The organism is Bradyrhizobium sp. 930_D9_N1_4 (genome assembly GCF_052076015.1).
GTDB lineage: Bacteria > Pseudomonadota > Alphaproteobacteria > Rhizobiales > Xanthobacteraceae > Bradyrhizobium.
The window spans coordinates 3,995,762-4,021,019 of the sequence record NZ_CP197236.1; the positions used below are offsets into that span (position 1 = coordinate 3,995,762).

General features: G+C 64.6%; 25 protein-coding genes. 16 read left to right on the forward strand and 9 right to left on the reverse strand.

The window, feature by feature from the left end; genetic code table 11:
• The first annotated feature begins 14 nt into the window (after positions 1–14).
• Both AB7532_RS18780 and AB7532_RS18785 read left to right on the forward strand, forming a co-directional pair.
• Positions 15–218 (forward strand): hypothetical protein, encoded by a 204-nt coding sequence (locus AB7532_RS18780; RefSeq protein ID WP_441236253.1) that lies wholly within the window; start codon positions 15–17, stop codon positions 216–218.
• Between the two features lie 144 nt (positions 219–362).
• The gene (locus tag AB7532_RS18785) at positions 363–518 is read left to right on the forward strand and encodes a hypothetical protein (protein ID WP_441236254.1); all 156 of its coding nucleotides are present in this window, start codon (positions 363–365) and stop codon (positions 516–518) included.
• 100 nt (positions 519–618) lie between these two features.
• Here AB7532_RS18785 and AB7532_RS18790 read toward each other — a convergent pair whose 3' ends face one another.
• Positions 619–996, reverse strand: a complete 378-nt coding sequence (locus AB7532_RS18790; RefSeq protein WP_441236255.1) for a response regulator — start codon at positions 994–996, stop codon at positions 619–621.
• Between the two features lie 111 nt (positions 997–1,107).
• Positions 1,108–1,935 carry a Spy/CpxP family protein refolding chaperone gene (locus tag AB7532_RS18795; protein WP_441236256.1) on the reverse strand — a complete coding sequence of 276 codons (828 nt, stop codon included), beginning with the start codon at positions 1,933–1,935 and terminating at the stop codon, positions 1,108–1,110.
• A gap of 462 nt (positions 1,936–2,397) precedes the next feature.
• Here AB7532_RS18795 and AB7532_RS18800 point away from each other — a divergent pair, with 462 nt between their 5' ends.
• The 6 genes from AB7532_RS18800 (at position 2,398) to AB7532_RS18825 (ending at position 8,509) form a co-directional block, all read left to right on the forward strand.
• Positions 2,398–3,738, forward strand: a complete 1,341-nt coding sequence (locus tag AB7532_RS18800; RefSeq protein WP_441236257.1) for an ABC transporter substrate-binding protein — start codon at positions 2,398–2,400, stop codon at positions 3,736–3,738.
• 135 nt (positions 3,739–3,873) lie between these two features.
• Positions 3,874–4,812, forward strand: coding sequence for a carbohydrate ABC transporter permease (locus AB7532_RS18805; protein ID WP_441236258.1), 939 nt, complete (start codon positions 3,874–3,876; stop codon positions 4,810–4,812).
• Positions 4,812–5,723 carry a carbohydrate ABC transporter permease gene (locus AB7532_RS18810; RefSeq protein ID WP_441236259.1) on the forward strand — a complete coding sequence of 304 codons (912 nt, stop codon included), beginning with the start codon at positions 4,812–4,814 and terminating at the stop codon, positions 5,721–5,723. Before AB7532_RS18805 ends, AB7532_RS18810 begins: the two co-directional genes overlap by 1 nt.
• A 6-nt stretch (positions 5,724–5,729) precedes the next feature.
• A complete protein-coding gene (locus AB7532_RS18815; RefSeq protein WP_441236260.1) occupies positions 5,730–6,830 on the forward strand; it encodes an ABC transporter ATP-binding protein in 1,101 nt (366 codons plus the stop codon).
• A 34-nt stretch (positions 6,831–6,864) separates the two neighbouring features.
• On the forward strand, positions 6,865–7,854 hold the full coding sequence (locus tag AB7532_RS18820; protein WP_441236261.1) for a hydroxyacid dehydrogenase: 990 nt from the start codon (positions 6,865–6,867) through the stop codon (positions 7,852–7,854).
• A 169-nt stretch (positions 7,855–8,023) separates the two neighbouring features.
• Positions 8,024–8,509, forward strand: coding sequence for a hypothetical protein (locus AB7532_RS18825; protein ID WP_441236262.1), 486 nt, complete (start codon positions 8,024–8,026; stop codon positions 8,507–8,509).
• Positions 8,510–8,550: 41 nt separating this feature from the next.
• On the opposite strand, the gene AB7532_RS18830 is transcribed toward AB7532_RS18825, so the two are convergent.
• Entirely contained in the window at positions 8,551–9,048 is a 498-nt protein-coding gene (locus tag AB7532_RS18830; RefSeq protein ID WP_441239305.1) for a DUF1993 domain-containing protein, read from the reverse strand.
• A gap of 125 nt (positions 9,049–9,173) precedes the next feature.
• Between AB7532_RS18830 and AB7532_RS18835 the strand changes: the two genes are divergently transcribed.
• Both AB7532_RS18835 and AB7532_RS18840 read left to right on the forward strand, forming a co-directional pair.
• The gene (locus AB7532_RS18835) at positions 9,174–9,956 is read left to right on the forward strand and encodes a transporter substrate-binding domain-containing protein (RefSeq protein ID WP_441236263.1); all 783 of its coding nucleotides are present in this window, start codon (positions 9,174–9,176) and stop codon (positions 9,954–9,956) included.
• A 171-nt stretch (positions 9,957–10,127) separates the two neighbouring features.
• Positions 10,128–11,018, forward strand: coding sequence for a DUF2147 domain-containing protein (locus tag AB7532_RS18840; RefSeq protein ID WP_441236264.1), 891 nt, complete (start codon positions 10,128–10,130; stop codon positions 11,016–11,018).
• Between the two features lie 6 nt (positions 11,019–11,024).
• Here AB7532_RS18840 and AB7532_RS18845 read toward each other — a convergent pair whose 3' ends face one another.
• Complete coding sequence (locus tag AB7532_RS18845; protein WP_441236265.1) at positions 11,025–11,717, reverse strand: GntR family transcriptional regulator; 693 nt, start codon at positions 11,715–11,717, stop codon at positions 11,025–11,027.
• 125 nt (positions 11,718–11,842) lie between these two features.
• Between AB7532_RS18845 and AB7532_RS18850 the strand changes: the two genes are divergently transcribed.
• The 3 genes from AB7532_RS18850 to AB7532_RS18860 all read left to right on the forward strand — a co-directional run bounded on the left by AB7532_RS18850 (position 11,843) and on the right by AB7532_RS18860 (position 17,247).
• On the forward strand, positions 11,843–15,217 hold the full coding sequence (locus AB7532_RS18850; RefSeq protein WP_441236266.1) for a molybdopterin-dependent oxidoreductase: 3,375 nt from the start codon (positions 11,843–11,845) through the stop codon (positions 15,215–15,217).
• A gap of 53 nt (positions 15,218–15,270) precedes the next feature.
• Positions 15,271–16,722 (forward strand): short-chain fatty acid transporter, encoded by a 1,452-nt coding sequence (locus AB7532_RS18855; protein ID WP_441236267.1) that lies wholly within the window; start codon positions 15,271–15,273, stop codon positions 16,720–16,722.
• A 168-nt stretch (positions 16,723–16,890) separates the two neighbouring features.
• Entirely contained in the window at positions 16,891–17,247 is a 357-nt protein-coding gene (locus AB7532_RS18860) for a hypothetical protein (RefSeq protein WP_441236268.1), read from the forward strand.
• Between the two features lie 141 nt (positions 17,248–17,388).
• On the opposite strand, the gene AB7532_RS18865 is transcribed toward AB7532_RS18860, so the two are convergent.
• Entirely contained in the window at positions 17,389–17,793 is a 405-nt protein-coding gene (locus AB7532_RS18865; RefSeq protein WP_441236269.1) for a (R)-mandelonitrile lyase, read from the reverse strand.
• A 36-nt stretch (positions 17,794–17,829) separates the two neighbouring features.
• A complete protein-coding gene (locus AB7532_RS18870) occupies positions 17,830–18,528 on the reverse strand; it encodes a ribonuclease activity regulator RraA (protein WP_441236270.1) in 699 nt (232 codons plus the stop codon).
• 246 nt (positions 18,529–18,774) lie between these two features.
• On the opposite strand from AB7532_RS18870, the gene AB7532_RS18875 reads away from it, so the two are divergent.
• The 3 genes from AB7532_RS18875 to AB7532_RS18885 are packed head-to-tail and all read left to right on the forward strand — an operon-like array spanning position 18,775 to position 21,339.
• Entirely contained in the window at positions 18,775–19,506 is a 732-nt protein-coding gene (locus tag AB7532_RS18875) for a 5-oxoprolinase subunit B family protein (RefSeq protein WP_441236271.1), read from the forward strand.
• A complete protein-coding gene (locus AB7532_RS18880; RefSeq protein WP_441236272.1) occupies positions 19,503–20,540 on the forward strand; it encodes a biotin-dependent carboxyltransferase family protein in 1,038 nt (345 codons plus the stop codon). The genes AB7532_RS18875 and AB7532_RS18880 overlap by 4 nt, the downstream gene beginning before the upstream one ends.
• A 31-nt stretch (positions 20,541–20,571) precedes the next feature.
• Complete coding sequence (locus AB7532_RS18885; protein ID WP_441236273.1) at positions 20,572–21,339, forward strand: LamB/YcsF family protein; 768 nt, start codon at positions 20,572–20,574, stop codon at positions 21,337–21,339.
• 120 nt (positions 21,340–21,459) lie between these two features.
• On the opposite strand, the gene AB7532_RS18890 is transcribed toward AB7532_RS18885, so the two are convergent.
• The 3 genes from AB7532_RS18890 to AB7532_RS18900 all read right to left on the reverse strand — a co-directional run bounded on the left by AB7532_RS18890 (position 21,460) and on the right by AB7532_RS18900 (position 25,211).
• Positions 21,460–21,612, reverse strand: a complete 153-nt coding sequence (locus AB7532_RS18890) for a hypothetical protein (RefSeq protein ID WP_441236274.1) — start codon at positions 21,610–21,612, stop codon at positions 21,460–21,462.
• A gap of 213 nt (positions 21,613–21,825) precedes the next feature.
• The gene (locus AB7532_RS18895; RefSeq protein ID WP_441236275.1) at positions 21,826–23,433 is read right to left on the reverse strand and encodes a sulfite reductase subunit alpha; all 1,608 of its coding nucleotides are present in this window, start codon (positions 23,431–23,433) and stop codon (positions 21,826–21,828) included.
• The gene (locus tag AB7532_RS18900) at positions 23,430–25,211 is read right to left on the reverse strand and encodes a NirA family protein (RefSeq protein ID WP_441236276.1); all 1,782 of its coding nucleotides are present in this window, start codon (positions 25,209–25,211) and stop codon (positions 23,430–23,432) included. Before AB7532_RS18900 ends, AB7532_RS18895 begins: the two co-directional genes overlap by 4 nt.
• Positions 25,212–25,258 lie beyond the last annotated feature (47 nt).

The window sequence follows — 25,258 nt, forward strand, 5'->3', positions numbered from 1 at the left end:
TGCGGGGGCGTGACATGCGTAAGCAAGACTTCGGTTTCGACTATCACCGCTATCACCGTCTGCTGCTCGAGGCGGACGACGACGACAAGCGACAGGCGCTGATCGAGCTCTTGATCGAGGAAAAGGCGCGCGACCGGCTGGCCGCGCAACGCGCCTCGGATCGTGCTGCCATGACGGCCCATACCATCGCCACGGTGCTGAAGAACGGCCGCAACTGAGACTTGCGGGAAAGCCTGTCACTCGCGCAACCACGCGAGCGATTGCGATTCCGTTAAGGATCCCTCGAAAGCTGACGTCAAACTTTCTGCTCTAGGGTTCCCTCACCTGATGCAATTCAGGGATCAACAAAGGGGGGAATGAACATGAGCATGATTTCGCTCGCCGCGATGCCGGCCGCCGTCGAAATGCGTTTTGCCAATTCTTCGTTCAAGACCATCTTGCTGTTCTGCTGCATGGGCCTGGTCGCCTCGTTCGGCCTGATGGCGCGCGGCATCGACATCGGCGCCGGCCTCGTCTGAGACTGACATCAATTCTTTCGCCAAATGGCCGCCCTCAGGGCGGCCATTTTCGTTGACGATGTCAACGCGGCGGCTCCGCCGTTCTCTGTTGGGCGCCTTCTCAGTGAGGTGTTTTGGCGATCGCGTCCGGAAACAGCGAGTCGATCATTATCTTGAGCTGATCGAGTGAAATCGGCTTGCGCAGGATCGGCCGGCGCCGGAGCAAGGATGGCAGCAGCTCCGGGCCGTAGCCGGTGGCGAACAGAAACGGCTTTCCGCGGCGCTCGATCAGATCAGCGACGGGATCGACGTAGAGGCCCTTCAGATTGATGTCGAGGATGGCGAAATCATATTGCGCGGTCATCGCGAAGGCGCTCGCGTCCCGGACATTGTCCGCCTCCGCGACGACATGATGGCCGAGCTCCTCCACCATGTCGACCATCATCATCCGGATCAAAGACTCGTCTTCAACCAGGAAAACGGAGAGTCCGTCCGCCATATCAACCCCGCAGTCAGCTTGCGAAGCTAACCATATCAGAAATGCGGAGAGGATTCACGAATTCGTGGCGGGCGCCGTTAATTCGGGCGCCCGCAATCGGATTCAACTTGATCAATCCAGCCCGCGCTCGTGGCTGAGGCGCACCATCTCCTGGATGAAGACCTGCTTCTGCTTGTCGTCGAGGCTCGAATAGAGCGGCTCGGCGGCATCGGCGACGTTGCGCTGGTCGGCGGCGCGGTCGATCAGGAATTGCGACTCGTTGCGCATCTGCTCGATGATGTCATCAGGCGGATCCCGCTTGGCCCGGGTAACCCGCAGGTTGAGCCGCTCCGCGCCGTTATGTCCCAGGTAATGCATGGCGCTCGAAAAGCCGAACCAGTGCTTCTCCTGATCGGGCGTCAGGTTCAACTCCGTCTTGATCCGCTCGATATAGGAATCGCTGTTGGCGACGATCTGCTCGGCTGTCTGTTGCGGCGCGCCGGTCTGGGTGAGGACGGGGACATCCTTGTCCTTGTCCTGCGGCGCGTTCTTGGCTTCCTTGGTCGCCTTGGCGTTCTCCTTGGCGCCCTTGCCCGCCTTGGCGTTTTCCTTGGCGCTCTTGGAGTCCTTATCTTTGCCGGCGCCCGGCTGCTTGGAATCCTTGGCGTCCTTGCTCGCATCCTTGCTGGCGTCTTTGGCGGCCGGCGGCGGCGCCTGGTTGTTGTTGTTATTGACGCCGAGCACGCCGGTGAAGACGCCGACCACGCCGCCGATCGCGCCGCCCAGCACGCCACCGACCGGACCGGCCGCCTTGTTGCCGGCCGCGGCCCCATCCTGAACGCCCTTGACCAGGCCTTGTGCATGCGCGACGGCGGCTGCGCCGAGCAGCACCGCGAGCACAGAGCCCAGCGCGAGCCATCGCCGCAGGTGAAGCCGCGCAGGCGGCGCCGGGTTGATCATTCTGGTCTCCATCGTCAATCCGATTGTCCTCTCGGGGTGGAAGCCACCCGCCGGTTGCAACTCTATCGTTTTCGCCGCTTCGAGGTCCAGACACGGCCAATGCCTGTCCACGCCCGAAAACTGTTTCGCGCGAAGCGGTTATGAAGGCTTATTCGAAACTGCGGCGTAATTGCGCACGGGATGTCCCCGTGCTCCCCATCAGACGTGTGCGTCGCAAAATGAGGGGCTGAGGTTCACGTCGGCCACATGTCGCACGACGCCCCCGCCGCGCTTCCGGACGCAACGTTAGTTCTAGACGGGAGCCGTTCGGCTTCCTCGACAGAGGCGACCAATCATGATCTGATCGCGCTACCAATTTGCAGAAGCGTTCTACAAAAAACGCCCAACAAGAAAATCAAAAGCAAACTCAGAAGAGTTCAGAGGAAACACCAGAACAATAAAACACCCAGGTGAGGAAACGAGATGTCACGCAAGACACTGACGCGACGTCAATTTGTGGCTGCCACTGCAATGTCCTCCGCGGCGCTGATCACAGCGCCTTATGTCCGGGGCGCCTACGCCGCCGGCAAGCTCTCGATCGGCTTCTGGGACCATTGGGTGCCGGGTGCCAACAAGGCCTCGACCGACCTCGTCAATGAATGGGCTGCGAGGGAGAAGGTCGAGGTCTCCATCGATTACATCACCAGCAACAACAAGAAGCTCGAGCTGACCGTCGCCGCCGAAGCGCAGGCGAAATCCGGTCACGACATTCTCCAGATGCCGACCTGGTGGCCGCATGCCTATGCGGAGCAGCTCGAACCGGTCAGCGACATCATGGAGGCGATCGTCAAGCAGAACGGCGAGGTCAACGGCACGACCAAATATCTCGGCCAGGCCGGCGGCAAATGGCTTGCCGTCCCTGCCACCGTCGGCAGCCAGATCAAGGGCCCCTGCTCGCGCATCGACCTGATGAAGAAGCATGCGGGCATCGACGTCCAGGAGATGTATCCGGCGGGCAGCACGCCCAAGGACGAGAACTGGACGATGGAGACCTTTCTCAAGGCCGCCGAAGCCTGTCACAAGGCCGGCGTCCCGTTCGGGATCGGCCTCGGCGAGACCACCGACAGCGTCGATACCGCCGGCGCGATCTTCCAGTCATTCGGCGCCGAACTGGTCAACGCCAAGGGCGACATCACCGTAAAGACCGACGCGGTTCGTCAGGCCCTCGAATTCTACAAGAAGCTGATCGCCGTGCTTCCGACGGATGCACCCTCCTGGGATGACGCGTCCAACAACAAATGGCTGATCTCGGGCCGCGGCGCGCTGATCCTGAATCCGCCGAGTTCCTGGGCCGTTGCCAAACGCGACGCACCGCAGGTCGCCGAGCAATGCTGGACTCACGGCATGCCGGCCGGTCCGAAGGGCCGCTTCGCACCGTTCCTGCCCTATTTCTGGGGCGTCTGGGCCTTCGGCAAGAACAAGGAGGCCGCCAAGAGCCTGCTGACCCATCTGTCGCAACCGTCGTCGATCGAGAAGTTTGTCGCGGCGAGCGGCGGCTACGACCTCCCGGCTTTCGCGAACATGACCAAGCTGAAGACGTGGGCCGAGGAAGGGCCGCCGAAGGGCACGCTCTATAGCTACCCCGACCCGCATGGACGCCAGACGATGTCGATCGCGGCGTCGCCGGCGCCGCCCAAGATCGCCCAGCAGATCTACAACCAGGCGACGCTGACCAAGCTGGCGTTGCGCTATGCCCGTGGCGAGACCATGGAGCAGGCGCTCGCCTGGGCCGAGGGCGAGTGCGAAGGCTTCATGCGGAGCTGATGCCGGGTCTATGCCATGGCGGTTTACGCGTTCGCGCGTGAGCCGCCGCGGATTCCACCCGCACCATCCCCTTCCGGGCGAAGCCGACCGATGCGGCCGGCTTCACCGTTGAACCTTCCGTCAGAAAGTTTGACCATGGCCGATGTCGTCGTTGAGCAAGGTCGCTCCGTCCGCGCTGCGAGTCCGCGCAAACGTGCCAGCCTGCACAATGCGCTGAGGCGGAAGTCGACGGTGGCGTTTTTCCTGACGCTACCGCTGATTCTCCTGATCGCGCTGCTCGTGCTCTATCCCGCCTTCTACTCCATGCATCTGGCAACGCTGAACAAGTCGATGCAGAAGTTCGTCGGCTTCGGCAACTTCACGTTCCTGTTCAAGCGTGAAACGTTCTGGATGGTGGTGAGGCAGTCCTGCATCTTCGCCCTCACCGCCGTATTCTTCAAAGCGCTGATGGGCTTCATTGTCGCGCATTTCGTCCACAATCTGCCGGCCAAGGGCCAGCGTAAATGGCGCGGCATGCTGCTGGTGCCGTGGGTGATCCCGCCGGCGATGAGCACGCTGGCCTGGCTGTGGCTGTTCGACCCCTCCTACAGCGCCTTCAACTACACGCTGTCCTTCTTCGGCGTCGGCCCCATCCCCTGGCTCGGTGACACCTTCTGGGCGCGCTTCTCGGTCATTCTCGTCAACGTCTGGTACGGCGCACCATTCTTCATGATCATGTACCTCGCCGCGCTGAAATCGGTCCCCGACCAGCTCTATGAGGCCGCGTCGATCGACGGCGCCAATTGGTGGCAGAAGATCTGGCACATCACGTTGCCGATGATGCGCAACATCATCGCCATCACCACGCTGTTCTCGCTGATCGTCACCTTCGCCAATTTCGACATCGTGCGCATCCTGACCTCCGGCGGCCCGCTGGATTCGACGCATCTGTTCGCCACCTGGGCGTTCCAGGTCGGCATCCAGAGCAGCGACATTCCGCTCGGCGCCTGCGTTTCGCTGTTCATGGTGCCCATCCTCGCGGTCGCGGCGATCTTCATTCTGCGCGACGTCAACAAACGTGGGAACGAAGCCTGATGAGCACGCTGGTAATCGACAAGGGCGGTCCTACGCGCAAGGTCAAATACCGCAGCATGAGCCGGGACCGCACCTGGGCGCTGCGCTGGTCCTACTTCTTCCTGGTGCTGTTTGCGATCTTCTCGCTGACGCCGCCGATCTACATGCTGATCACCTCGCTCAAGAGCAGCGCAGAAATCTCGGCGGCGACCAACCCCTGGTGGGTGTTTCATCCCACCCTGTCGAATTATGTCGAGCTTCTGACCTCGAACCAGTTTCTGCGCTTCTTCTGGAATTCCGCGATCGTCTCCATCGTGGTGGTGACGATCACGATGCTGATCAGCATTCCCGCGGCATTCGCACTGGCGCGGATGAAGTTCTGGGGCTCGACGACGCTCGCGACCGGCGTGTTCCTCACCTACCTCGTTCCGGACAGCCTGCTGTTCATCCCGCTGTTCAAGATGCTCGCGGTGTTTCAGGACATCACCGGCATCACGTTGCTCAATCGCTGGTACGTGCTGCTGTTCATCTATCCGACGCTGACGGTGCCGTTCTGCACCTGGATCATGATCGGCTATTTCGCCTCGATCCCGAAGGAGCTGGACGAGGCGGCCCTCATCGACGGCGCCTCGTGGCTGCAGACCCTGACGCGGATCTTCATTCCGGTCGCGCTGCCCGGGCTGATCGCCGCGACCATCTTCGCCTTCACGGTGTCCTGGGCCCAGTTCCTCTATCCGCTGGTGTTCACGACGTCGGTCGACCAGCTGGTGCTGCCGGTCGGCATCACCACCACGCTGATCAAGGGCGACGTTTTCAACTGGGGTCAGATCATGACCGGTGCGCTGCTTGGCGCAGCGCCGCCGTTGGTCATCTACGCGTTCCTGATGGACTACTACATTGCCGGCCTGACCGCCGGCGCGACAAAGGGTTGATGTCTCATGGCCGACGTTGCTTTGCGGAAAGTGGTCAAGCGTTACGATGATGTCGAAGCCGTGCGCGGCATCGACCTCGACATCTCCGACCACGAGTTCATCGTGCTGGTGGGCCCCTCCGGTTGCGGCAAATCGACCACGCTGCGGATGATCGCAGGGCTCGAGGACATCACCGACGGCGATATCATGATCGGCGGCGACGTCGTCAACGACGTGCCGCCGAAGGACCGCGACATCGCGATGGTGTTCCAGAACTACGCGCTCTACCCGCACATGACGGTCGCCGAGAACATGTCGTTCGGGCTGCGGCTGAAGCACTATCCCAAGGCCGAGATCAAGGCGCGGGTGACGGAAGCCGCCCGCCTGCTCGACATCACCGATCTGATCGACCGCAAACCGAAGCAGCTCTCCGGCGGCCAGCGCCAGCGCGTCGCCATGGGCCGCGCCATCGTGCGCAATCCAAAGGTCTTCCTGTTCGACGAGCCGCTGTCCAATCTCGACGCCAAGCTGCGCGTGCAGATGCGGATCGAGATCAAGAAGGTGCACCAGAAGGTCCGCACCACCACCGTCTACGTCACCCACGACCAGGTCGAGGCGATGACCTTGGCCGACCGCGTGGTGGTGATGAACAAGGGCAAGATCGAGCAGATCGGCACGCCGAACGAACTCTACCACAAGCCGGCCACGCGCTTCGTCGCCGGCTTCATCGGCTCGCCCGCGATGAACTTCATCCCGTGCCGGCTTGAAGATGCCGGCGGCACGCTCCAGATCCGCCTCACCGACCGCATCGCGTTCGCGCTGCCGCCGGCCCGCGCGGCGCGCTACAACGCGCTGCCGCGCACCGACAAGCTGCTGCTCGGCCTGCGGCCCGAGCATCTCACGGAGTCGCATGCGCATCTGGGACCGGGCGTCGAGACCTTCGACACCGTGCTCGACGTCACCGAGCCGATGGGAATGGAGACCCTGGTCTATTTCGGGCTCGAGGGCACGCCGATCTGCGGCCGCGTCGATCCCAACTCCGGCGCCAAGGACGGGGCACCCATGCGTTTGGCGATGGACCTCAATAACATGCACCTGCTAAACGAGGCGACCGGCGCCGTGTTGTGACGCTGGTTCAAGAAACTCGCGCAGGCAGGGGACGATGGCGACCAACAAGAAGAAGATTTTCGTTACACAAACTTTGTCGCAAGGGGCACGCGCCCTCCTCACCCAGCGGGACGATATCGAGCTCGTCGAGTTTCCGAACCTGATCTCGGCGAAGGACTTCGAAGCCTTGTTGAAGAGCCATGCGCCGGTCCACGGCGTGGCGTTAGGGGCCACCGCCTTCGGCGAGACCGAGCTCGAGGCCTCCCAGGACATGAAGGTGGTGACCCGCATCGGTGTCGGCTACGACGCCGTCGACGTGCCCGCCCTCTCCCGCCGCAAGGTGCCGCTGATGGTCGCGGGCAGCGCGAACTCGCCCTCGGTCGCCGAGCAGGCCTTGTTCATGATGCTGACGCTGGCCAAGCGCGCCAATGAAATGCACGCCTGCGTCAAGGACGGCCAATGGGCCAACCGGCTCGGCATGCTGCCGTTCGATCTCTATGGCAAGACCGTGCTGGTCATCGGCTTCGGCCGTATCGGCACCCGCACCGCCAGGCGCTGCCAGGCGATGGAGATGAAGGTGCAGGTCTACGATCCCTACAAGGGCGCGGCCGACATCAAGGCCGCCGGCTGCGAGCCCGTCGCCGATCTCGACGCCGCGCTGCCCCATGCCGACTTCGTCACCATCCACTGCCCGAAGACGCCGGAGACGATCGGCCTGTTCGATGCGACGCGGATCGGCCGGATGAAGCCGAAATCCTATCTCATCAATACCGCGCGGGGCGGCATCGTGAAGGAGGCGGCGCTGTACGACGCGCTGACGTCCGGCAGGCTCGCCGGTGCCGGCATCGACGTGTTCGAGGTGGAGCCGCCGCCGGTCAGCAATGCGCTGTTCGCGCTGCCCAACGTCATCATGGCGCCTCACGTCGCCGGCGTCACCGTCGAGGCGGTGAGCCGCATGAGCGAGCAGACCGCGCGCAACATCCTGAGTGTGCTGGACGGCGATCCGATCCGGCAGAACATCATCAATCAGGACGTGCTGGGCTGAGCCGACCTCCAGGCGGGCGGCTCATCCGCCCGCCTTCGGAACGCCAGAAAGCGTCCCATTTTGGTGCAGATCGAGCCCCAACTCAGCCTTAATCAAACGCGCGTAATAAGTCCGGCCGCGGCGGCAGTGGGACAGACTTGCCGGCCGCGTCGAGCTGGAGGATGGACCCTTGTCAGAGATCGACCCGACCGACCATGCGCTGGCGACCATCGCCAGCATCCTGGAGCACCCCGAGCCCGTTCTCGTCGTCCGCGACAGCCAGACAGAAACGGCGGCTACCGATGAGTATTCGATCGCCGACGAGCATCCGACGCGCGACGAGCACGCGGCAGTCGAGGAGCATCCGGTGGTCGAGGAGCAGCCGCTGGTGCCGGAGCACATTGATGCCGAGGGCTACAGCAAGGTCGGCCCTGGCCCGATGGTGGCGATCCGCCTGAAATGGACGGTCCATCGCGGCGACGACGGTCAATTCTACGTCCACGAGACTATCGGCGAGCAATCGACGCCCGTGGTCAGCGGCCCCATGACGAGCGAGGCCGCAGTGCATTTCGTCGACGCGCACGAGGATGAGGCCCATCGGCGCTTCGAAGAGCTGCGCAGCGAGATCGCCGGCCGCAGCTCGCTCGCCGATTACGAGCGCAGGGGTGAAGCGTAAGCAGCCCGAAGCATGAGCATGATCCCGAGCCGGATCATGCTCTACTTCCTTCCCAGGAAATCCTTCTTCACGAGCTCGACGCCTGCGTGCCGCAGCAAATCGTAGGCGGTGGTGACGTGAAAGAAGAACTGCGGGACGCTGTTGGTCAGCAGCAGCGACCGCCCGGTGAAGGGCAGCTCCGTCCCGTTCTTCAGCCTGAAGAAGACCTTCAGCTCCGCAGCCGAATCGATCTCGGCGCGCGGCAGGCTCTCGATGAATTCGATTGAGGTTGCGATGCGCGCCTGAATCCCGGCCATGTCGTGCTCCAGCGGCGGCAGCGCCACCGGCTCGCACTGCGCCAGCAGGGCCGGCGCGACCGTGGCATGGCGGCAGGCCTCGCCGATCTGCTGCGCCAGGTCGTACATGTTCGGCGCCATGCGCATGCCGAGCAGGACCGCCGGATTGAACTTGCGGGCCTCGGCATAGGCAACGCCCTTGTCGAGCAGGACTGACAGGTTGCGCAGGTAAGGCACGAAGAGGCCGACCGAGGCCTCGTACATCGAAATCGTCACGTCACAATTCCCTTCAATTCCGTCTCGCCAGCGACTGGCATCTGGTCTAAATCCACCCTCAAGCGCTGCACAATGACAGCTCGGGCATGGGTGGAAAAGAGATGATCGTTCGAATGAGTGTTCGAATCCTGGCGGCTCTGGCCGTGGTGTTGCTGGCTAACCTTTCGGCCCACGCGCAGCAGCCCTCGCCGTCGCGCCTCGACGACATCATGAAGCGCGGCACTCTGCGCGTCGGCATGACCGGCGACTACAAGCCCTTCACTTATCTCGACAAGGCCACGCAGCAGTTCTCCGGCTTCGACGTCGACATGGCGGAAGCACTCGGCAAGGCGCTCGGCGTCAAGGTCGAGTACGTCGCGACGGCCTGGCCGAAGCTGATGAAGGATTTCGAGGCCGACCAGTTCGATATCGCGATGGGCGGCGTCTCGGTCACGCTGGACCGGCAGAAGAAAGGCTATTTCTCGATGCCGATCATGCGCGAGGGCAAGACGCCGATCACGCGCTGCGCCGATGTCGGCAAGTACCAGAGCATCGCCGACATCGACAAGAAGGGCACCCGCGTCATCGTCAATCCCGGCGGCACCAACGAGCGCTTTGCGCGCGCCAACATCCGGGATGCCGACATCACCGTCTTCCCCGACAACACCGTGATCTTCGACGAGATCGCCAAGGGCAACGCCGACCTGATGATGACGGACGCCTCCGAGACCCGTTACCAGCAGAAGCAGCATTCAGGCGTGCTTTGCGCGGTGCATCCGGAAAAGCCGTTCGACTTCTCCGAGAAGGCCTACTGGCTCCAGCGCGACATGGCACTGAAGGCGTTCGTCGACCAGTGGCTGCACATCTCCATGGAAGACGGCAGCTACAGGAAGATCTACGCCGCCTGGTTCGACTAGACCCGCGTCGTCCTGTCGCTTGCCCCGGCCAAATTTTGGACCGGCTCCGCGCGTATTGAACCGGGAACCGCCGGAGGACGACTCATACGGACGACAGTGATCTAGATCACTTTTTGCGGTCGAACCGGGGCGTAAGCCTCGGTGCGGGGACCACCTGTTCAGGAGACGGAAATGAGGAAGCTGTTGGCCACGGCCGCATTCCTTTTGTTGGCGAGCACCGCTGCGCAGGCGCAGTACACTTTCGAATATGGCGGGCGCACCATCCGCATCGATCCGGACCGCGGCACGGTGCAGATCCCCGGCGTCTACGACAACACCGGCCAGGGCAAAGCGAAGAAGGCCAAGAACGACACCAAGGGAACTCCGAAAGCGGACCCGCAAGAGGCCAAGGTCGATCCGCAGCCGCCGGCCAATCCCGCGCCGCCCCCGGCACCCGCGCCTGCGAGGGCCGAGCAGGCCCCGGTCCAGCCGCCCGCCGCCGTGGCGCCTCCTGCCCCACCGGCACCTTCGGCCACCACTGCCAACAATGCCCCGGCCGAAGAGCCGCTGGTGCCGCCGCCTCAACCGGCTCCGAGCGCCGCTCCGACGGTCGCCGCAGTGCCGCCCGCACCGCCTCCGCCGCCTGCCCCGACAGTGGCCGCTGCGCCGCCTGCGTCCCCGGCTCCGCCACCCGCTCCGGCTCCTGCCGCCGCACCGGTGCAGTCCGCCGCCGTCGCGCCGCCGGCTCCAGCCGCGTCGACGCGCGACGTCAATTCACCTCTCGGCATCTGGCTGACCGAGGAGAAGGAAGGCAAGGTCCGCATCGAGCAATGCGGCAGCAATCTCTGCGGCTATTCGGTCGACAGCAAATCAAACCAGAACGGCGAGCAGGTCCTGATCAACATGAAGCCCGGCAAGGAGCAGACCAAGGATCCGAAATGGTCCGGCCGCATTCTCGATCCCAACACCGGTTCGACCTACGACTCCACGATTGCGCTGAAGGGCACGGATCGCCTGCGCGTGCAGGGCTGCGCCTTCGGCGGCATGTTCTGCGGCGGTCAGACCTGGACGCGCGTGAACTAGTTCGATTCAAGTCGGAGAGAGCTGCCGCTTGCGCGCGGCAGCGATCGGCTCGCGGCCTGCGCCGACCTGTGACAGCGCTTCGACGAAGATCGGCTCCCAGGCCCTGATGTGGTGGCGCAGCAGGTTCGTCAGCGCTTCCTCTTTGCCCGCGCTCGCCAGTTCGATGATCCGGAAGTGCTCGGTCGCGGACTCGTTCTGCCGGGCAAGGCCCGCGCGGGACTTGATGCCGTAGAGCCGCATCTGATCGCGCAGCCCCATCACCATCTCGGTCAGGCGAGGATTGTCGGCGGCGGCCGTCAGCACCTGATGAAAGCTTCGATCGGCTTCGAGGTAGAGCTTCATGTCCTCGGTCCGGACCGCGCGCGCGATGTCCTCGGCCCAGGGAATGAGCTCGCTCAGATCCCTGCCCGGTTTTCGTGCGACCAGTGTCGCGGCGTGGAGTTCGAGAACCTCACGCAGATCAAAGAGATTGCGGAGCTCCGTCAGGGTCGGCTCGACCACCTTGAAGCCGCGGTTGCGCACCGGCTCGATCAGGCCGCTGCGCGACAGCTCGAGCAGCGCTTCGCGGACGGGCGTCGTCGATACACCGAGACTGGCCGCCAAGGTCGGCACCGAATACATCGTGCCCGGCATGCTCTGACCGGAAATGATCTCCGCGCGCACCTGCTGCACAACCTGCTCGCGCAGATTCCGGTCCATGTCTCCTCCACCCCCGCCGATTGCCGCCCGATCTATCAGCACCGCCCAAAGAATGCACTTGACTTGCGAGGGCCCTCGACCAAGCATGTAGCGCGCTACTCTAATGCACTACCTTTGGATTGTCGATGGCAGAACGCTATCCCGGCTATTGCACGCTTTGCCGTTCGCGGTGCGGTTCCACGACCGTGGTCGAGAACGGCCGCATGGTCGCCGTGGAGAACGCGCCCGGGCATCCCACAGGCGGCGCGTTGTGCGCAAAGGGCCGCGCCGCGCCCGAAATGGTGCACAGCCCGCGCCGCCTGACCCACCCGCTTCGCCGTACCGCGCCGCGCGACGCCGCAGATCCGGGATGGGTGCAGATTTCCTGGGACGAGGCTCTGCGCGAGATCGCCGAAAAGCTCGGGCGCATCCGCAGCACCACTGGCGCGGAAGCCGTTGCCTTCGCCGTGACGACGCCGAGCGGCACGCCCATGGTCGACAGTTTTGAGTGGGTCGAGCGATTCATCCGCTGCTTCGGCAGCCCGAACCTGATCTACGCCGTCGAGGTCTGCGGCTGGCACAAGGATTTTGCCCACGCGCTCACGTTCGGCCGCGGGATCGGCTTTCCCGACTACGACAAGGCCGACACCATCGTCCTCTGGGGACACAATCCTGCCCGGACCTGGCTCGCGCAGGCGACCCGTGTTGCGGACGCGCGCCGCCGTGGCGCGCGCGTCGCTGTCGTCGATCCCAAGCCGAACGGATCGGGACAGCAGGCTGATCTCTGGCTGCGCATTCGCCCCGGCGCCGACGGTGCGCTTGCGATGGCGGCGATACGGCATCTCATTTCGACGGCGACGTTCGATGCGGCTTTCGTGACGCGCTGGACGAATGGTCCGTTCCTGATCGACACGGGCACCGGGCGTTTTGTCCGGGCGAACGATCTGTGGGCGGAGCAGTCGCCGGAAGCGTTCGTGGTGCTGGATCAATCAGGAAGGCCCCGAGCGCACGATCCGCGTATCGAGGCGCTTGATCCCGCGAACTGCGCGCTCGATGCCGAGGCAACGCTTGATCGCGTGGGCGGACGCGTGATCGTCGCGAAGACTGCGTTTTCGCGGCTCGCCGCTGAGGCCGCGTCCTACACGATGTCCAGCGTCGCCGCGACGACCTGGCTGGATGAAACCAAAGTCGCTGCATTCTGCGCACTGTTCGAGAACAGCCCAAAGCTCGCCTATCATTCGTGGACCGGCGTCGGCCAGCACACCAATGCGACCGCCACCGAGCGTGCGATTGCGACGCTCTATGCCCTTACCGGCGCATGCGACCGGCCGGGCGGCAATGTCTGGCAGGTGCCGCCGCCGACACGCGCGGTCAACGACATCAGCCTGCTGCCGCCGGGGCAAAAGGAGAAGGCGCTCGGCCTCGACGCATTGCCGCTGGGGCCGCCGAGCCGCGGCTGGATCACCGCGCGCGATTTCAGCCGTGCAGTGCTCGCGGGCGAACCCTATCGCGTCGAGGCGCTGATGAGCTTCGGCACGAACTTCGTGGTGTCGCAGGGACATTCCTCGCGCAATCGCGAGGCGCTGCGTGCGCTCGACTTCCATGTCCATGCCGACATGTTCATGAACCCGACGGCCGAGAATGCCGACATCGTGCTGCCGGCCAACATGCCCTGGGAGCGGGATGCGCTGAAGATCGGCTTCGAGATCACGCAGGAGGCCGTCGAGACGATCCAGTTCCGGCCGCAGATGCTGCCCCGGCTCGGCGAGAGCAAGGCGGACTACGAGATCGTCGCGGAATTGGCGCTGCGCATGGGCATGGCGGAGCAGTTCTTCGATGGCGACATCCATGCCGGCTGGAATTATCAGCTGGCGCCGCTCGGCGTCACGGTGGACGATTTGCGCAAGCAGCCGGAGGGCATGCGTTTCCCTCAGCCGTTCCACCATGAAAAATACGCCGACACCAAGAGCGACGGAACGATCGCGGGATTCGTCACGCCGACCCGGCGCGTGGAGATCTATTCCGAGCTGATGCTCGACCACGGCTATCCGCCACTCCCGGGCCACGTCGAGCCGGCCGAGAGCCCGATGACGGCGAGGCCGGACAAGCGTTTTCCGCTGGTGCTGACGACGGCCAAGAGCGGCTGGTTCGTCCACAGCTCGCATCGGCATGTCGCATCGCTTCGCAAGAAAGCGCCCGATCCTGCCGTGGAGATCAGCAGCACGCTCGCAACGCGGCAGGGCCTGGAAGACGGCGATTGGGCGATCGTCGAGACGCCGTCCGGTCAGGTGCGGCTCCGCGTCCGCCTGAACGATTCCCTCGACGACCGTGTCGTCCTCGCCGAGTTCGGCTGGTGGGAGGATTGTCCGCCACTCGGACGCAATGCCACGTCACCCGCCGGTGTCGCAACCTCGAACATGAACGATGCGCTGAGCGACGCATGGCGCGATCCCGTCAGCGGCTCGGTGCCGCTGCGTGCCACGCTTTGCGACATCCGGCGCGATCAGTCTGCCAACCGCGGCCGCTGGACCGGACGGCGCGCCTTCTCGGTCGCGAGTGTTCGTCAAGAGGCCGATGACGTCGTTGCGATCGACCTGGCTCCGAAGGTTGGCGATGCGCTTCCGTCGTATCGGCCGGGACAGCATGTCCTGCTGAGTCTGCCCGGTGTGGATGTCTCCCGTGCCTATTCATTGACCGGACACGGCGGCGAGAGCGTGCTGTCCGTTGCCGTCAAGAAGCGGCCGTCCGGCTTCTCCGAACACATCCATCGTCTTTCGGTCGGCGACGAGGTCTTCCTTGAAGTGCCCGGCGGCATCTTCACCCCACCGTTGCAGGGACCTCGCCCTCTGATTTTTCTCGCGGCCGGCATCGGTATCACGCCGTTCATGAGCCACCTCGAAGCCCTGCTGGCGCTGGCGCCAGGCGAGCGGGTCGACGACATCCTGCTGCTCTACACCTGCCGCAACGGCAGCGAACATCCTTTCGCAACACGGCTGCGAGAGCTCGCGGCGCAGCTGCCGCAGTTGAAGTTTGTGACGGCGTTCACCGCGCCTCGCTCCGCGGACCGCCTACATCGGGATTACGACCATGCCGGCCGCCCGGATTTGTCGGCGCTCGATCCGCTGCTGTCCAGGCACCCGCTCGTCTATCTCTGCGGCTCGGTGGATTTCACGTCCTCCATGACAGCGCGCCTCGTCGAGCGCGGTCTTCCTCGCTTCGACATCTTCGCGGAAACCTTCGCCTCGCCGCCTGACGTGCCGGCGACGCTTGCGCCGCAGACCGTTCACCTCGCCGGCAGCGACAGGAGTTTCGTCTGGTCGCCTGAGCTCGGCACCCTTCTCGATGCCGCGCACGCCGCGGGCGTGCCGCTTCCGAGTGGCTGCCGCGTCGGCCAGTGCGAAAGCTGCGCCATGCGCATCGTCGACGGCCGTGTCGCACAACTCGGCGACGGCGACAGCTCGGCCGAACACTGTCTGACCTGTCAGACGGTGCCGCTTTCGGAGCTCACGCTCGCGCTTTGACCACGCACACGACTTTCAACCACGACCAACACTGCCAAAATTGGGGGCTGATAATGACGACTGTTTCCGGAGACTCTCTCAACGAAAATGCACCAACCGAGTCCAACCCGCTCGCGAGGTTCTCGCAACGCCTCGTGGTGTTCTCCGAGCGCTGGTTTCCGGACGCCTATGTCTTCGTGCTCATCGCCGTGATCGCAATTGCCATCGGCACGATCGTGCATGGCGGCTCGCCCCTCGCCGTCAGCCGTGCATTCGGCGACGGCTTCTGGAACCTCATCCCGTTCACGATGCAGATGGCTCTGGTCGCCATCGGCGGCTATGTCGTGGCGATGTCGCCGCCCATCGCGGCCGCGCTGCGGCGGCTCGCGGCCGTGCCGTCCACCGGGCGCGGTGCGGTGGTGTTCGTCGGCGTCCTGAGCATTCTGCTGTCGCTGGTCAATTGGGGCCTGAGCCTGATCTTCTCCGGCCTGCTGGTGCGCGAGATCGCGCGGCGCACGGACATCAAGCTCGACTATCGCGCCGCTGGCGCGGCCGGTTATCTCGGCCTCGGCTGCGGCTTCACCCTCGGCATCACCTCGTCGGCCGCGCAGCTTCAGGCCAATGCCGCCAGCATTCCGAGCTCGCTGCTGCCGATCACCGGCGTCATCGGGTTTTCCGAGACGATTTTGACCTGGCAGAACCTGTTGACCACCGTCCTCGTGACAGTCGTGTCGGCTGTGATCTGTTACCTGACTGCGCCGAACGCGGCCCAGACGAAGACCGCTGAGGATCTCGGCGTGTCGCTCGAAGACGACACGATCAAGCCCAAGGCGCCTTCCCGTCCCGGCGACTTCCTTGAATTCAGTCCGATCCTGACCATCCTGATCGTCGTGCTGGCGCTGGGCTGGCTGTGGCAGACCTTCCAATCCGGCAATCCGCTGATCACGCTGTCGGGCCTCAACACCTATAATTTTGTCTTCCTGATCCTCGGCATCCTCCTGCACTGGCGTCCGCGCAGCCTGCTCGAAGCCTTCTCCAAGGCGATGCCGAGCGTCTCGGGCGTGCTGCTGCAATTTCCGTTCTATGCTGGCATCGCCCAGATGCTGACCAAGGTGCCGAACGCCAAGGGCGTGACGCTGTCCGACACCATCGCGCATTGGTTCGTCGATGCCTCCGCCAGCACCACCGTGTTCTCGTTCCTGGTCGGGATCTACTCGGCGGTGCTCGGATTTTTCATTCCGTCAGCGGGCGGCAAGTGGATCATCGAGGCGCCCTACATCATGAAGGCGGCGAACGCCGTCGGCGCGCATCTCGGCTGGACCGTCATGGTCTACAACATCGCCGAGACGCTGCCGAACTTCATCAATCCGTTCTGGATGCTGCCGCTGCTCGGCATCCTGGGACTGAAGTCGAAGGATCTGATCGGCTATACGTCGATCCAGTTCCTGATCCACTTCCCGATCGTGATGATCGTGGCGGCGATCCTGATGTCGACCTTCACGTATCACCCGCCGGTCCTTCCCTAAGGTTCGGAAAAGCATCGGCAGCGGGGCGTCCCGCTGCCGATCTGTGCTCTTGCGCACAGAACGGGAGCATCGCACCCCGGCCAGCCGGGGAACCGCGTGACAGCCCTCACATCGCCCGCCCCGGCCTCATGACACCATGCACGCAAGGTTCAACCATCGAGGCGTGTCATGAACAGCTTTCGCAAGGGTCTCTTCGCCACCATTGTCGCCATCGCGTTTCCGCTTGCGCAGGCCGATGCCGCGGGCTCCACCTTCGACGGCGCATGGAACGTCCGCATCTCGTCGTCGAGCGAGACTTGCGGCAACGGTTCGACCGTCTCGATCGGCATCAACAACGGCCAGATCGCATCGAGCAGCGCGATGGTGACGGCGTCGGGCCGGGTCGCGGACGCCGGCAGCATCAACGTCACCCTGAGCACCGGCATCAAGCGCGCGGTCGGCTTCGGGAGGCTCAGCGGCACCTCCGGCTCCGGCACCTGGCGCGGCGCCATGTGCACGGGCACCTGGACGGCGGAGCGGATGTAATTTCTTGTGTCCCGGACGCGCTGCAACGCGCCCGCGTTGCTGCGCAGAGCCGGGACCCAGAGATCTTACTTCAAGGAGAATTGTGGGCCCCGGATCAGCAATGCACCGCTTGCGCGCTGCATTGCATCCGGGGCACGAGAGCTAACCGAGCGGCGCGTTGTAGTCCGCGTCCGTCACCGGATCGAGCCAGGTCGAGAACACGCCGTCGAGCGCTTCCTGCATGGCGATGTGGCACATGCTGTTGTTCGGCGAGGCGCCGTGCCAGTGCAGCTCACCCGGCGGAATCCAGACGGTGTCGCCGGGACGGATTTCCTGGACCGGGCCGCCCTTGGTCTGGACGCGGCCGACGCCCGAAATCACGTAGAGCGTCTGCCCGAGCGGATGGTGGTGCCAGTTGGTGCGGGCGCCCGGCTCGAACGAGACGCGCGAGACGTTCAGCCGCGCCGGCGCGGGCGCCATGTTGATGGGGTCCTGCAACACGGTGCCGGTGAAATTTTCCTTGGGCGCGCGGCGGGTCGGCCGCGTGCCTGCGAGCGTGATATCCATGGGGGTCCTCGTTTCCTTCCAGATTGGTTCTTGCTGCTACTTCTTGCTGGCGGCGTAGCGCGCCTTGGTCTCGGCGTTCATGGGATAGAGGCCCGGCAGCGCAGCGCCGTTGTTCACCTCGTTGACGATCCAGGCTTCCATCCGCTCCTGCTCGACGCCCTCGTTGAGGACGTGATCGAGCAACGCCTGCGGGATCAGCACGCAGCCGTCCTGGTCGGCAACCACGATGTCGTTCGGGAACACGGCAACACCGCCGCAGCCGATCGGCTCGCCCCAGCCGACAAAGGTCAGGCCGGCCACGGACGGCGGCGCGGCATAGCCGTCGCACCACACCGGAAGATTGGTGCCGAGGGTGCCCTCGACGTCACGCACCACGCCGTCGGTGACGAGCGCGGTGACGCCGCGCTTCATCATACGGGCGCAGAGGATGTCGCCGAAGATACCGGCATCGGTGATGCCCATGGCATCGACCACGGCGATGCAGCCTTCGGGCATCGCCTCGATCGCGGTGCGGGTCGAGATCGGCGACGACCAGGATTCCGGCGTCGCCAGATCCTCGCGCGCCGGCACGAAGCGCAGCGTGAAGGCCGGTCCCACCAGGCGCGGCAGGCCCGGGCGCAGCGGACGCGCGCCGCGCATCCACACGTTGCGCAGGCCCTTTTTCAGCAGGACCGTGGTGATGGTGGCAGTGGTGATGCCGGCGAGGGTCTTGCGGGCTTCGGGGGACAGCGACATGGACGAAAACGAGCTCCGAGGTGCGGGAAAGAACGCGCGCATCTTGCGAGCCGGACGCTTTGCGTCAAGGGCCAAAGCCTCACAATAACGCAGGTCCGCCGGGCTGTTATGCGATGCGATAACAAGCCTTTATCGCTTCCCCCTGCATTAATTTATTGGACTTGCGGGCGCATTTACGCGAAGCAGGGTCAGGCGGAACTCAAGGTCGAGCCCGCGCAATTCCTCAAGGCCCGATTTCGACAGCTCATGGCCGCGACGCTCCCCCCGCCCCGCCTTTTGCCCAGTGGCGACAGTGCCGTCACGGTCGAATTCAGCCGCACCATCGACGACGCCGCCAATGAGCGCGTGCTCGCACTCGACAAGGCGCTGGCGGCCAACCCCATCGACGGCATCACCGAGACCGTGCCGACCTACCGCTCGCTGCTGGTGCATTACGATCCCGGAAAAATCGGCTTCGACGCGCTCGGAGAGAAGATCTTGCCGATTGCCACCCAGCCGCTACCGCCGGCCGGCAAGACGCGGCGCTGGCGCGTTCCCGTCGCCTATGGCGGCGAGCACGGCATCGACCTCGAAGACGTCGCCAAGGCGCTGAACACCACGCCCGACGACATCATCGCCCGCCACACCGGCGGCGATTATCGGGTCGCCATGATCGGCTTCACGCCGGGCTGGTCCTATCTCAGCGGGCTCGACAAATCGCTGCAGATGTCGCGGCGACAGAGCCCGCGGCTGTTCACGCCGGCCGGCACGATCTCGATCGGCGGCATCCAGGCAGGCATCCAGTGCCTGGCGGCCCCGAGCGGCTGGCACCTGCTCGGCCGCACGCCTGTGCGAACCTATCAGCTCCACCGAACTCCGACCTTTCTCACCGAACCCGGTGATCGCGTGACGTTTTTCGCCATCGACCACAAGACCTTCGAGGAACTGGACCGCGCCGCCGAGGCCGGCGAAATCGTCGCCGAGCAGGTGAGCGCATGAGCCGGCTCGTGATCGCCAGCATCGGCCCGGCAAGCTCCGTCCAGGATGGCGGCCGCCATGGCGCGCAGCGCTACGGCCTGACGGTCAGCGGTGCGATGGACCGGCTGTCGCTGGCGGCAGCGAACACGCTGGTCGGCAACGAGCCGTTCGCGGCCGTCGTCGAGATCGGCCCGTTCGGCGCCACGTTTACGGCCAAGGACGGCGCCGTGCGCGTCGCCATCGCAGGCGCGCCGCGCAATGCCGACGTCGCCGGGAAACCGGTGGCCATGGAGACGTCCGTCACGCTGAAGGACGGCGAGACGCTGACGCTGGGCTTTGCCCGCGGAGGTGCGTTCACGTATCTGGCGATCGAAGGCGGCATCAAGGGCGAGCTGGTGTTCGGCAGCCTTGCGGTGAATGCCCGCGCCGGGCTCGGCAGCCCCTACCCGCGCCCGCTCCAGGCCGGCGACGAGTTCACGGTCGATGCCGCGAGCGGTGCGCCCGAACTGCGGATCGAATTGCCGAAGCCGTCCACGGGACCAATCCGCGTGCTGCTGGGGCCGCAGGATGACGAGTTCGACGACGCCAACAAGGCATTGTTCCTCGATAGTGAGTGGAAGATCTCGGCGACCTCCGACCGCATGGGCTATCGGCTCGAGGGACCCGCGATCAAGCATCTGCACGGCCACAACATCGTCTCCGACGGCACCGTCAACGGCAGCATCCAGGTGCCCGGCAACGGCGCGCCGATCGCGCTGATGATGGATCGTGGCACCTCCGGCGGTTATCCCAAGATCGCAACTGTGATCACGGCCGATGTCGGCCGCCTCGCGCAGACCTCGGCGGGAACGGCGTTCTGTTTCAAGCAGGTCACCATGGCCGAGGCGCAGGACGAGGCGCGCAAATTCGCACAAGCGATCAAGAACCTGCCCGATCGCCTGCGCTCGTCCGACACCGTCGAACTCAACATCGAGGCGCTCAGCGATGCCAACGTCGCGGGCTATGCGGTGAGCGCCGTGGATGCCGGAACGTGGCAGGTCGTGGCCGAGCCGTAAACCACAAGAAGACCAGAGGCGGAGAGCACCCATGAAGACAGTCGATCTCAATTGCGACCTCGGCGAAGGTTTTGGCGCGTGGGAAATGGGCAACGACGCCGCGATGATCGACCTCGCCAGCTCGGTCAACGTCGCCTGCGGCTTCCACGCCGGCGACCCCGACATCATGCGCCGCACGGTCGAGCTGGCGAAAGCGCGCGGCGTCTCGGTCGGCGCACATCCCGGATATCGCGACCTGCACGGCTTCGGCCGGCATCCGATCGTGGGCTTGAAGGCCTCCGAGATCGAGAACCTCGTCGCCTACCAGATCGGCGCATTGCAGGCGATCGCGACCGCCGCCGGTCACAAGGTGACGCATGTGAAGGCGCATGGCGCGCTGTCCAACGTCGCCTGCGAGGACGACATGACGGCGAAGGCCATCGCTGCCGGCATCAGGGCGGTCGACCCCGGCCTCATCTTCGTCGTGCTCGCCAATTCGAAGCTGGTGAAGGCCGGCGAGGACGCCAATCTGCCGCTGGTGCACGAGGTCTTCGCCGACCGCGCCTATGAGGACGACGGCAACCTCGTCTCGCGCAAGAAGCCCGGTGCGGTGCTGCACGATGCCAAAGCGATCGCCGATCGCGTGGTGCGCATGGTGCAGGACGGCGCGGTGGTCTCGGTGACAGGCAAGGTCATCAAGATGCGCACCGACACGGTCTGCATCCACGGCGATACGCACGGCGCGGTCGATATCGCGCGGACCTTGCGTCAGGCGTTGAAGGATGCGGGGATTGAAGTGGCGCCGTTCAAGCGCGAGTGAGGCACATCAGGTGCCGTAGGGTGGGCAAAGGCGCAACGCGCCGTGCCCACCATCGCCGCATGATCGAGACAGGTCGTGGGCACGCTTCGCTTTGCCCACCCTACGAGATCCAGCAAGACGTCAGAACGGATGCACCGACAGCGTGCCGAACACGATCGCGGCGATGACCGCAAACGCGCTGTACATCCCGACATGGTGCATGCTCGCACCGGTCCGCCGCGAGAGCGAGCGCGCGTAGAAATGCAGTCTGGCTTCCGCCGATAGTTCGCGCATGGTCGATCTCCAACGCCCCATTTGCGGGAGTATGAAGGATCAACCAGGGCGGGAGGCAAGATGTCGGCGGAAATAGCGATGCGCCTTCTCTGAAGGCGCCGCATCGCAGGCGCAAATTCTCCCCGCATGCGGGTTCCGAGAATCTTATTCGTTAAGATCCGAGCCAGTTGGAACCGGCCCGAATGACGATGGGATGACAACCGGACCCGAGGCTTAGTAGACGTCGGCCTGGAAGCGCCCGGTCTTCTTGAGCTCGGCGACAAAACTGACGGCTTCGTCGGTCGAACGGGCTCCGAACTGGGCGACGATGTCGACCAGCGCGCGCTCGACGTCCTTGGCCATGCGCTTGGCATCGCCGCAGATGTAGAGATGCGCGCCGTCGGCGAGCCAGGTCCACAATTCGCGGCCGACCTCGCGCATGCGATCCTGCACGTAGAACTTCTTCTCGCCGTCGCGCGACCACGCCAGCGACAGACGCGTCAATTGTCCCGACGTCTTCATCGCATTGAGTTCTTCCTGGTAGAAGAAATCGCAATCGCTGCGCTGATGGCCGAAGAACAGCCAGTTCTTGCCGGGCGCGCCGGTCGCCTTGCGGTCGAGCAGGAAGGCGCGGAACGGCGCGATGCCGGTGCCGGGGCCGATCATGATCACAGGCGTCTTCGGATCCTGCGGCAGGCCGAAACCGTGCGCCTTCTGAACATAGACCTTGAGCTTCTCGCCCTCGCCGATGCGCTCGCCGAGGAAGGTCGAGGCCACGCCGATGCGCTTGCGCTTGCCGACGACGTAGCGCACGGAATCGACCGTCAGCGACAGCTTGCCGGGCGTGGCGTTGTGCGACGATGAGATCGAATAGAGCCGTGGCTGCAGCGGCTCCAGCGCCTCGACGAAGGCTTCGGGATGCGGGCGCGTGCCGGAAAACTTCTGGAGCGCCGCCATCACGTCGAGCGTCGCCGCATCGCCATCGGGATCCTCGCCCTGCGCCAGAGCCCGCGCCTTCTCGCGCAGCGCACCGCCCGTGATGAAGGAGAGCAACTCGAACAGCGTGTCGGGCGCCGGCGATAGCGAGACGTCGTCGATCAGCACCTCGCGCAGCGTCTTGCCGTTGACCTTTGTGGTGTGGGATGCCCCGAGCAGAGCGATGATCTGGTCGACGAGGCCGAGCTCGTTGCGCGCGAACACGCCAAAGGAGTCACCGACGATATAATCGAGCTTGCTCTCGGAGAGATCGAACTCGACGTGATAGGTTTCCTTTTCCGACTTCCCCTTGTTGAGCAGGCGCCGCGACAAAAACGTCGCTGCGACCGGATTGTCGCGCGAGCGGCCGGGCTCGGCGATCGTCACGGTCACGGCAGGCGCTGCCACCGCGTCCTGCTTGTCAGCCGTCTTGGCCGCCGGTGCCTTGTCGAGCTCCTCGTACAGCGACTTCAGCATCCGCGCCGTGTCCTTGCCGCCGGGGACGCAGAGGTTGAGCCGCGCCTCGCTGCGGCCCGCGATCGCCTCCGAATAGTCGTTGCAATTGTAGCCGCACTGGCCGCAATCCTGCTGCGCCATTGCCGCCATCATCTTGCGGCGCACGGGACGGCCTTCGGCGAGCTTCATCCGATCGGCGATCGGCATGGTCTGGTCGTGCCACGGCGCTTCACCGTCGTCGCCGTCACCGGCCTGCATGACGGCGGCGCCCTGCTCCGCCGACAGCGGCGTTGCCACATCAGGCGACAGTAGCCCGGCAAAGAAGCCGTTGAGCCAGGAGCGCTGCGCGTCGGAGAACGGCGCGCTCGCGGGAATGATGTCGAGTTTCGGCGGAGGGGTGATCTGGTTCATGCGGACACCTGTGCATCGGCAAGCTTGCGCAACGTTTCGCCGTCATGGCGGCGCGCAAAGGAGAGGAAGGTTTCGTCTGCAGACGAGCGATGGGCGATGTAGGCCTTGAGCAGACCTTCGACTGTCTTCGGCGCGTCCTCGGCCTTGAGGTCATGATAGACCTCCTGCCCGACGTCGGCATCGGGGCCGAAGCCGCCGCCGGTGAAGAGGTGATACCCCTCCACCGTGTCGTCCTCACTGACCGGCACACGCGCGCCGATCAGGCCGATGTCGCTGATGTAGTGCTGCGCGCAGGAATGATGGCAGCCGGTGACGTGAATGTTGACCGGCTTGTCCATCGCGACCCGCGGCTCGCACCAGTCGCCGATCTCGGCGGCGTTGAGCTTGGTGTTCGCCGCCGCGAAGCGGCAGCCCGCATTGCCGGTGCAGGCGATCAGGCCGGCGCGGATATGCGAGGCCTCGACCGCGAGCCCGATCTGCTTGATCGCGGCAATGGCGAGTTCGACATTCTCGTCGCGCACGCCTGAGATCAGCAGGTTCTGCCAGACGGTCAGGCGGATATCGCCGTCGCCGAGGTCGCGCGAAACCTTGGCGAGGCCCCGCATCTGGTCGCAGCTGATCTTGCCGAGCGTCAGCGAGACGCCGACCCAGTTCAGCCCATCCTGCTTCTGCTTGTGCACGCCGACATGCGCCATGCGGTCCGCGGCGGGTCGCGGCAGAAACGCGTCTTCCGGCACGCGGGTGAACGGCGTCTTCAGCCGCTCCTCGACCAGCTTGAGAAAGCCGTCATGGCCCATGGCGTCGAGCACGTATTTCAGCCGCGCCTTGTTGCGGTTGGTGCGGTCGCCGTGCTCGATGAACACGCGCACGATCATGTCGGCAACGGCCGTCGCGTGCTCCGGCTTGACGATGATGTCAGAGTATTTCGCGAAATCCTTGTGCCCGGTGATGCCGCCAAGACCGAGGCGGAACCAGACACCGGGCTCGACGCCGAAACCATCCTTCACCTCGAACGCGGTGAAGGCGATGTCGTTGGTCTCCTCGAGCACCGCGACCTTGCCGGCGCCGTCGAAGGCGACGTTGAACTTGCGCGGCAGGCCGTAGAGCGTGCGGTCGTTGAGGATGTGGTAGTGCCATTCCCGCGCATAGGGCCGCGTGTCGATCAGCTCCTGCGGATCGATGCCGGCGGTCGGCGTCCCCGTCACGTTGCGGATGTTGTCGGCGCCGGAGCCGCGCGAGCACAGGCCGAGGTCCTGGATGCCCTCGATCAGCTTGATGGCGTTCTTCGGCGGGATCTCGCGAAGCTGGAGATTGGAGCGCGTCGTGGCGTGGCTGTAGGGGCCGCAGAGATCGTCGGCGAGATCGGCAAGGCCCGACAGCTGCCAGTGCTTCATGATGCCGTTCGGAATGCGCAGGCGACACATGTAAGAGTCCTGCGTCGGCGCGACGTAGAAGATGCCGTAATAGCGCCAGCGGAAATTATCCGCAGGGCTCGGCGGGACATTGTCTGCCGCCTGCTGCCGAAGCCGCGGATAGGCATCGAACGGATGCTCGTCGCGCTTGACCTTCTCCTGGTCGTTGAGCTTCTTGCCCGACGCGATGACCTTGTCCTGCGCCTTGATGTGCACGGCGTCTGGGCCGGTCGGCTCGGCATTGGCCTTGCCGGTACCGCCGCCAAGACCGCGACCGACCCGGCTGATCTGCAAGCCGGTCGTGAAGCCTTCGAGATAGCGTTTCTGCTCGTCGGAGAAGTCGACTGAGACCGTATCGATTTTCATGGTCGGTAACGAAGCTCCTGCGGCCACCTCGGTGGCATCGACGGAAA

Excerpts from the sequence above, each read along its gene's own strand:
- AB7532_RS18780 (WP_441236253.1), top strand. The coding sequence starts at position 15 with ATGCGTAAGCAAGACTTCGGTTTCGACTATCACCGCTATCACCGTCTG.
- AB7532_RS18785 (WP_441236254.1), top strand. The coding sequence starts at position 363 with ATGAGCATGATTTCGCTCGCCGCGATGCCGGCCGCCGTCGAAATGCGT.
- AB7532_RS18790 (WP_441236255.1), bottom strand. The coding sequence starts at position 996 with ATGGCGGACGGACTCTCCGTTTTCCTGGTTGAAGACGAGTCTTTGATC.
- AB7532_RS18795 (WP_441236256.1), bottom strand. The coding sequence starts at position 1,935 with ATGATCAACCCGGCGCCGCCTGCGCGGCTTCACCTGCGGCGATGGCTC.
- AB7532_RS18800 (WP_441236257.1), top strand. The coding sequence starts at position 2,398 with ATGTCACGCAAGACACTGACGCGACGTCAATTTGTGGCTGCCACTGCA.
- AB7532_RS18805 (WP_441236258.1), top strand. The coding sequence starts at position 3,874 with ATGGCCGATGTCGTCGTTGAGCAAGGTCGCTCCGTCCGCGCTGCGAGT.
- AB7532_RS18810 (WP_441236259.1), top strand. The coding sequence starts at position 4,812 with ATGAGCACGCTGGTAATCGACAAGGGCGGTCCTACGCGCAAGGTCAAA.
- AB7532_RS18815 (WP_441236260.1), top strand. The coding sequence starts at position 5,730 with ATGGCCGACGTTGCTTTGCGGAAAGTGGTCAAGCGTTACGATGATGTC.
- AB7532_RS18820 (WP_441236261.1), top strand. The coding sequence starts at position 6,865 with ATGGCGACCAACAAGAAGAAGATTTTCGTTACACAAACTTTGTCGCAA.
- AB7532_RS18830 (WP_441239305.1), bottom strand. The coding sequence starts at position 9,048 with ATGTACGAGGCCTCGGTCGGCCTCTTCGTGCCTTACCTGCGCAACCTG.
- AB7532_RS18835 (WP_441236263.1), top strand. The coding sequence starts at position 9,174 with ATGAGTGTTCGAATCCTGGCGGCTCTGGCCGTGGTGTTGCTGGCTAAC.
- AB7532_RS18840 (WP_441236264.1), top strand. The coding sequence starts at position 10,128 with ATGAGGAAGCTGTTGGCCACGGCCGCATTCCTTTTGTTGGCGAGCACC.
- AB7532_RS18845 (WP_441236265.1), bottom strand. The coding sequence starts at position 11,717 with ATGGACCGGAATCTGCGCGAGCAGGTTGTGCAGCAGGTGCGCGCGGAG.
- AB7532_RS18850 (WP_441236266.1), top strand. The coding sequence starts at position 11,843 with ATGGCAGAACGCTATCCCGGCTATTGCACGCTTTGCCGTTCGCGGTGC.
- AB7532_RS18855 (WP_441236267.1), top strand. The coding sequence starts at position 15,271 with ATGACGACTGTTTCCGGAGACTCTCTCAACGAAAATGCACCAACCGAG.
- AB7532_RS18860 (WP_441236268.1), top strand. The coding sequence starts at position 16,891 with ATGAACAGCTTTCGCAAGGGTCTCTTCGCCACCATTGTCGCCATCGCG.
- AB7532_RS18865 (WP_441236269.1), bottom strand. The coding sequence starts at position 17,793 with ATGGATATCACGCTCGCAGGCACGCGGCCGACCCGCCGCGCGCCCAAG.
- AB7532_RS18870 (WP_441236270.1), bottom strand. The coding sequence starts at position 18,528 with ATGTCGCTGTCCCCCGAAGCCCGCAAGACCCTCGCCGGCATCACCACT.
- AB7532_RS18875 (WP_441236271.1), top strand. The coding sequence starts at position 18,775 with ATGGCCGCGACGCTCCCCCCGCCCCGCCTTTTGCCCAGTGGCGACAGT.
- AB7532_RS18880 (WP_441236272.1), top strand. The coding sequence starts at position 19,503 with ATGAGCCGGCTCGTGATCGCCAGCATCGGCCCGGCAAGCTCCGTCCAG.
- AB7532_RS18885 (WP_441236273.1), top strand. The coding sequence starts at position 20,572 with ATGAAGACAGTCGATCTCAATTGCGACCTCGGCGAAGGTTTTGGCGCG.
- AB7532_RS18890 (WP_441236274.1), bottom strand. The coding sequence starts at position 21,612 with ATGCGCGAACTATCGGCGGAAGCCAGACTGCATTTCTACGCGCGCTCG.
- AB7532_RS18895 (WP_441236275.1), bottom strand. The coding sequence starts at position 23,433 with ATGAACCAGATCACCCCTCCGCCGAAACTCGACATCATTCCCGCGAGC.
- AB7532_RS18900 (WP_441236276.1), bottom strand. The coding sequence starts at position 25,211 with ATGAAAATCGATACGGTCTCAGTCGACTTCTCCGACGAGCAGAAACGC.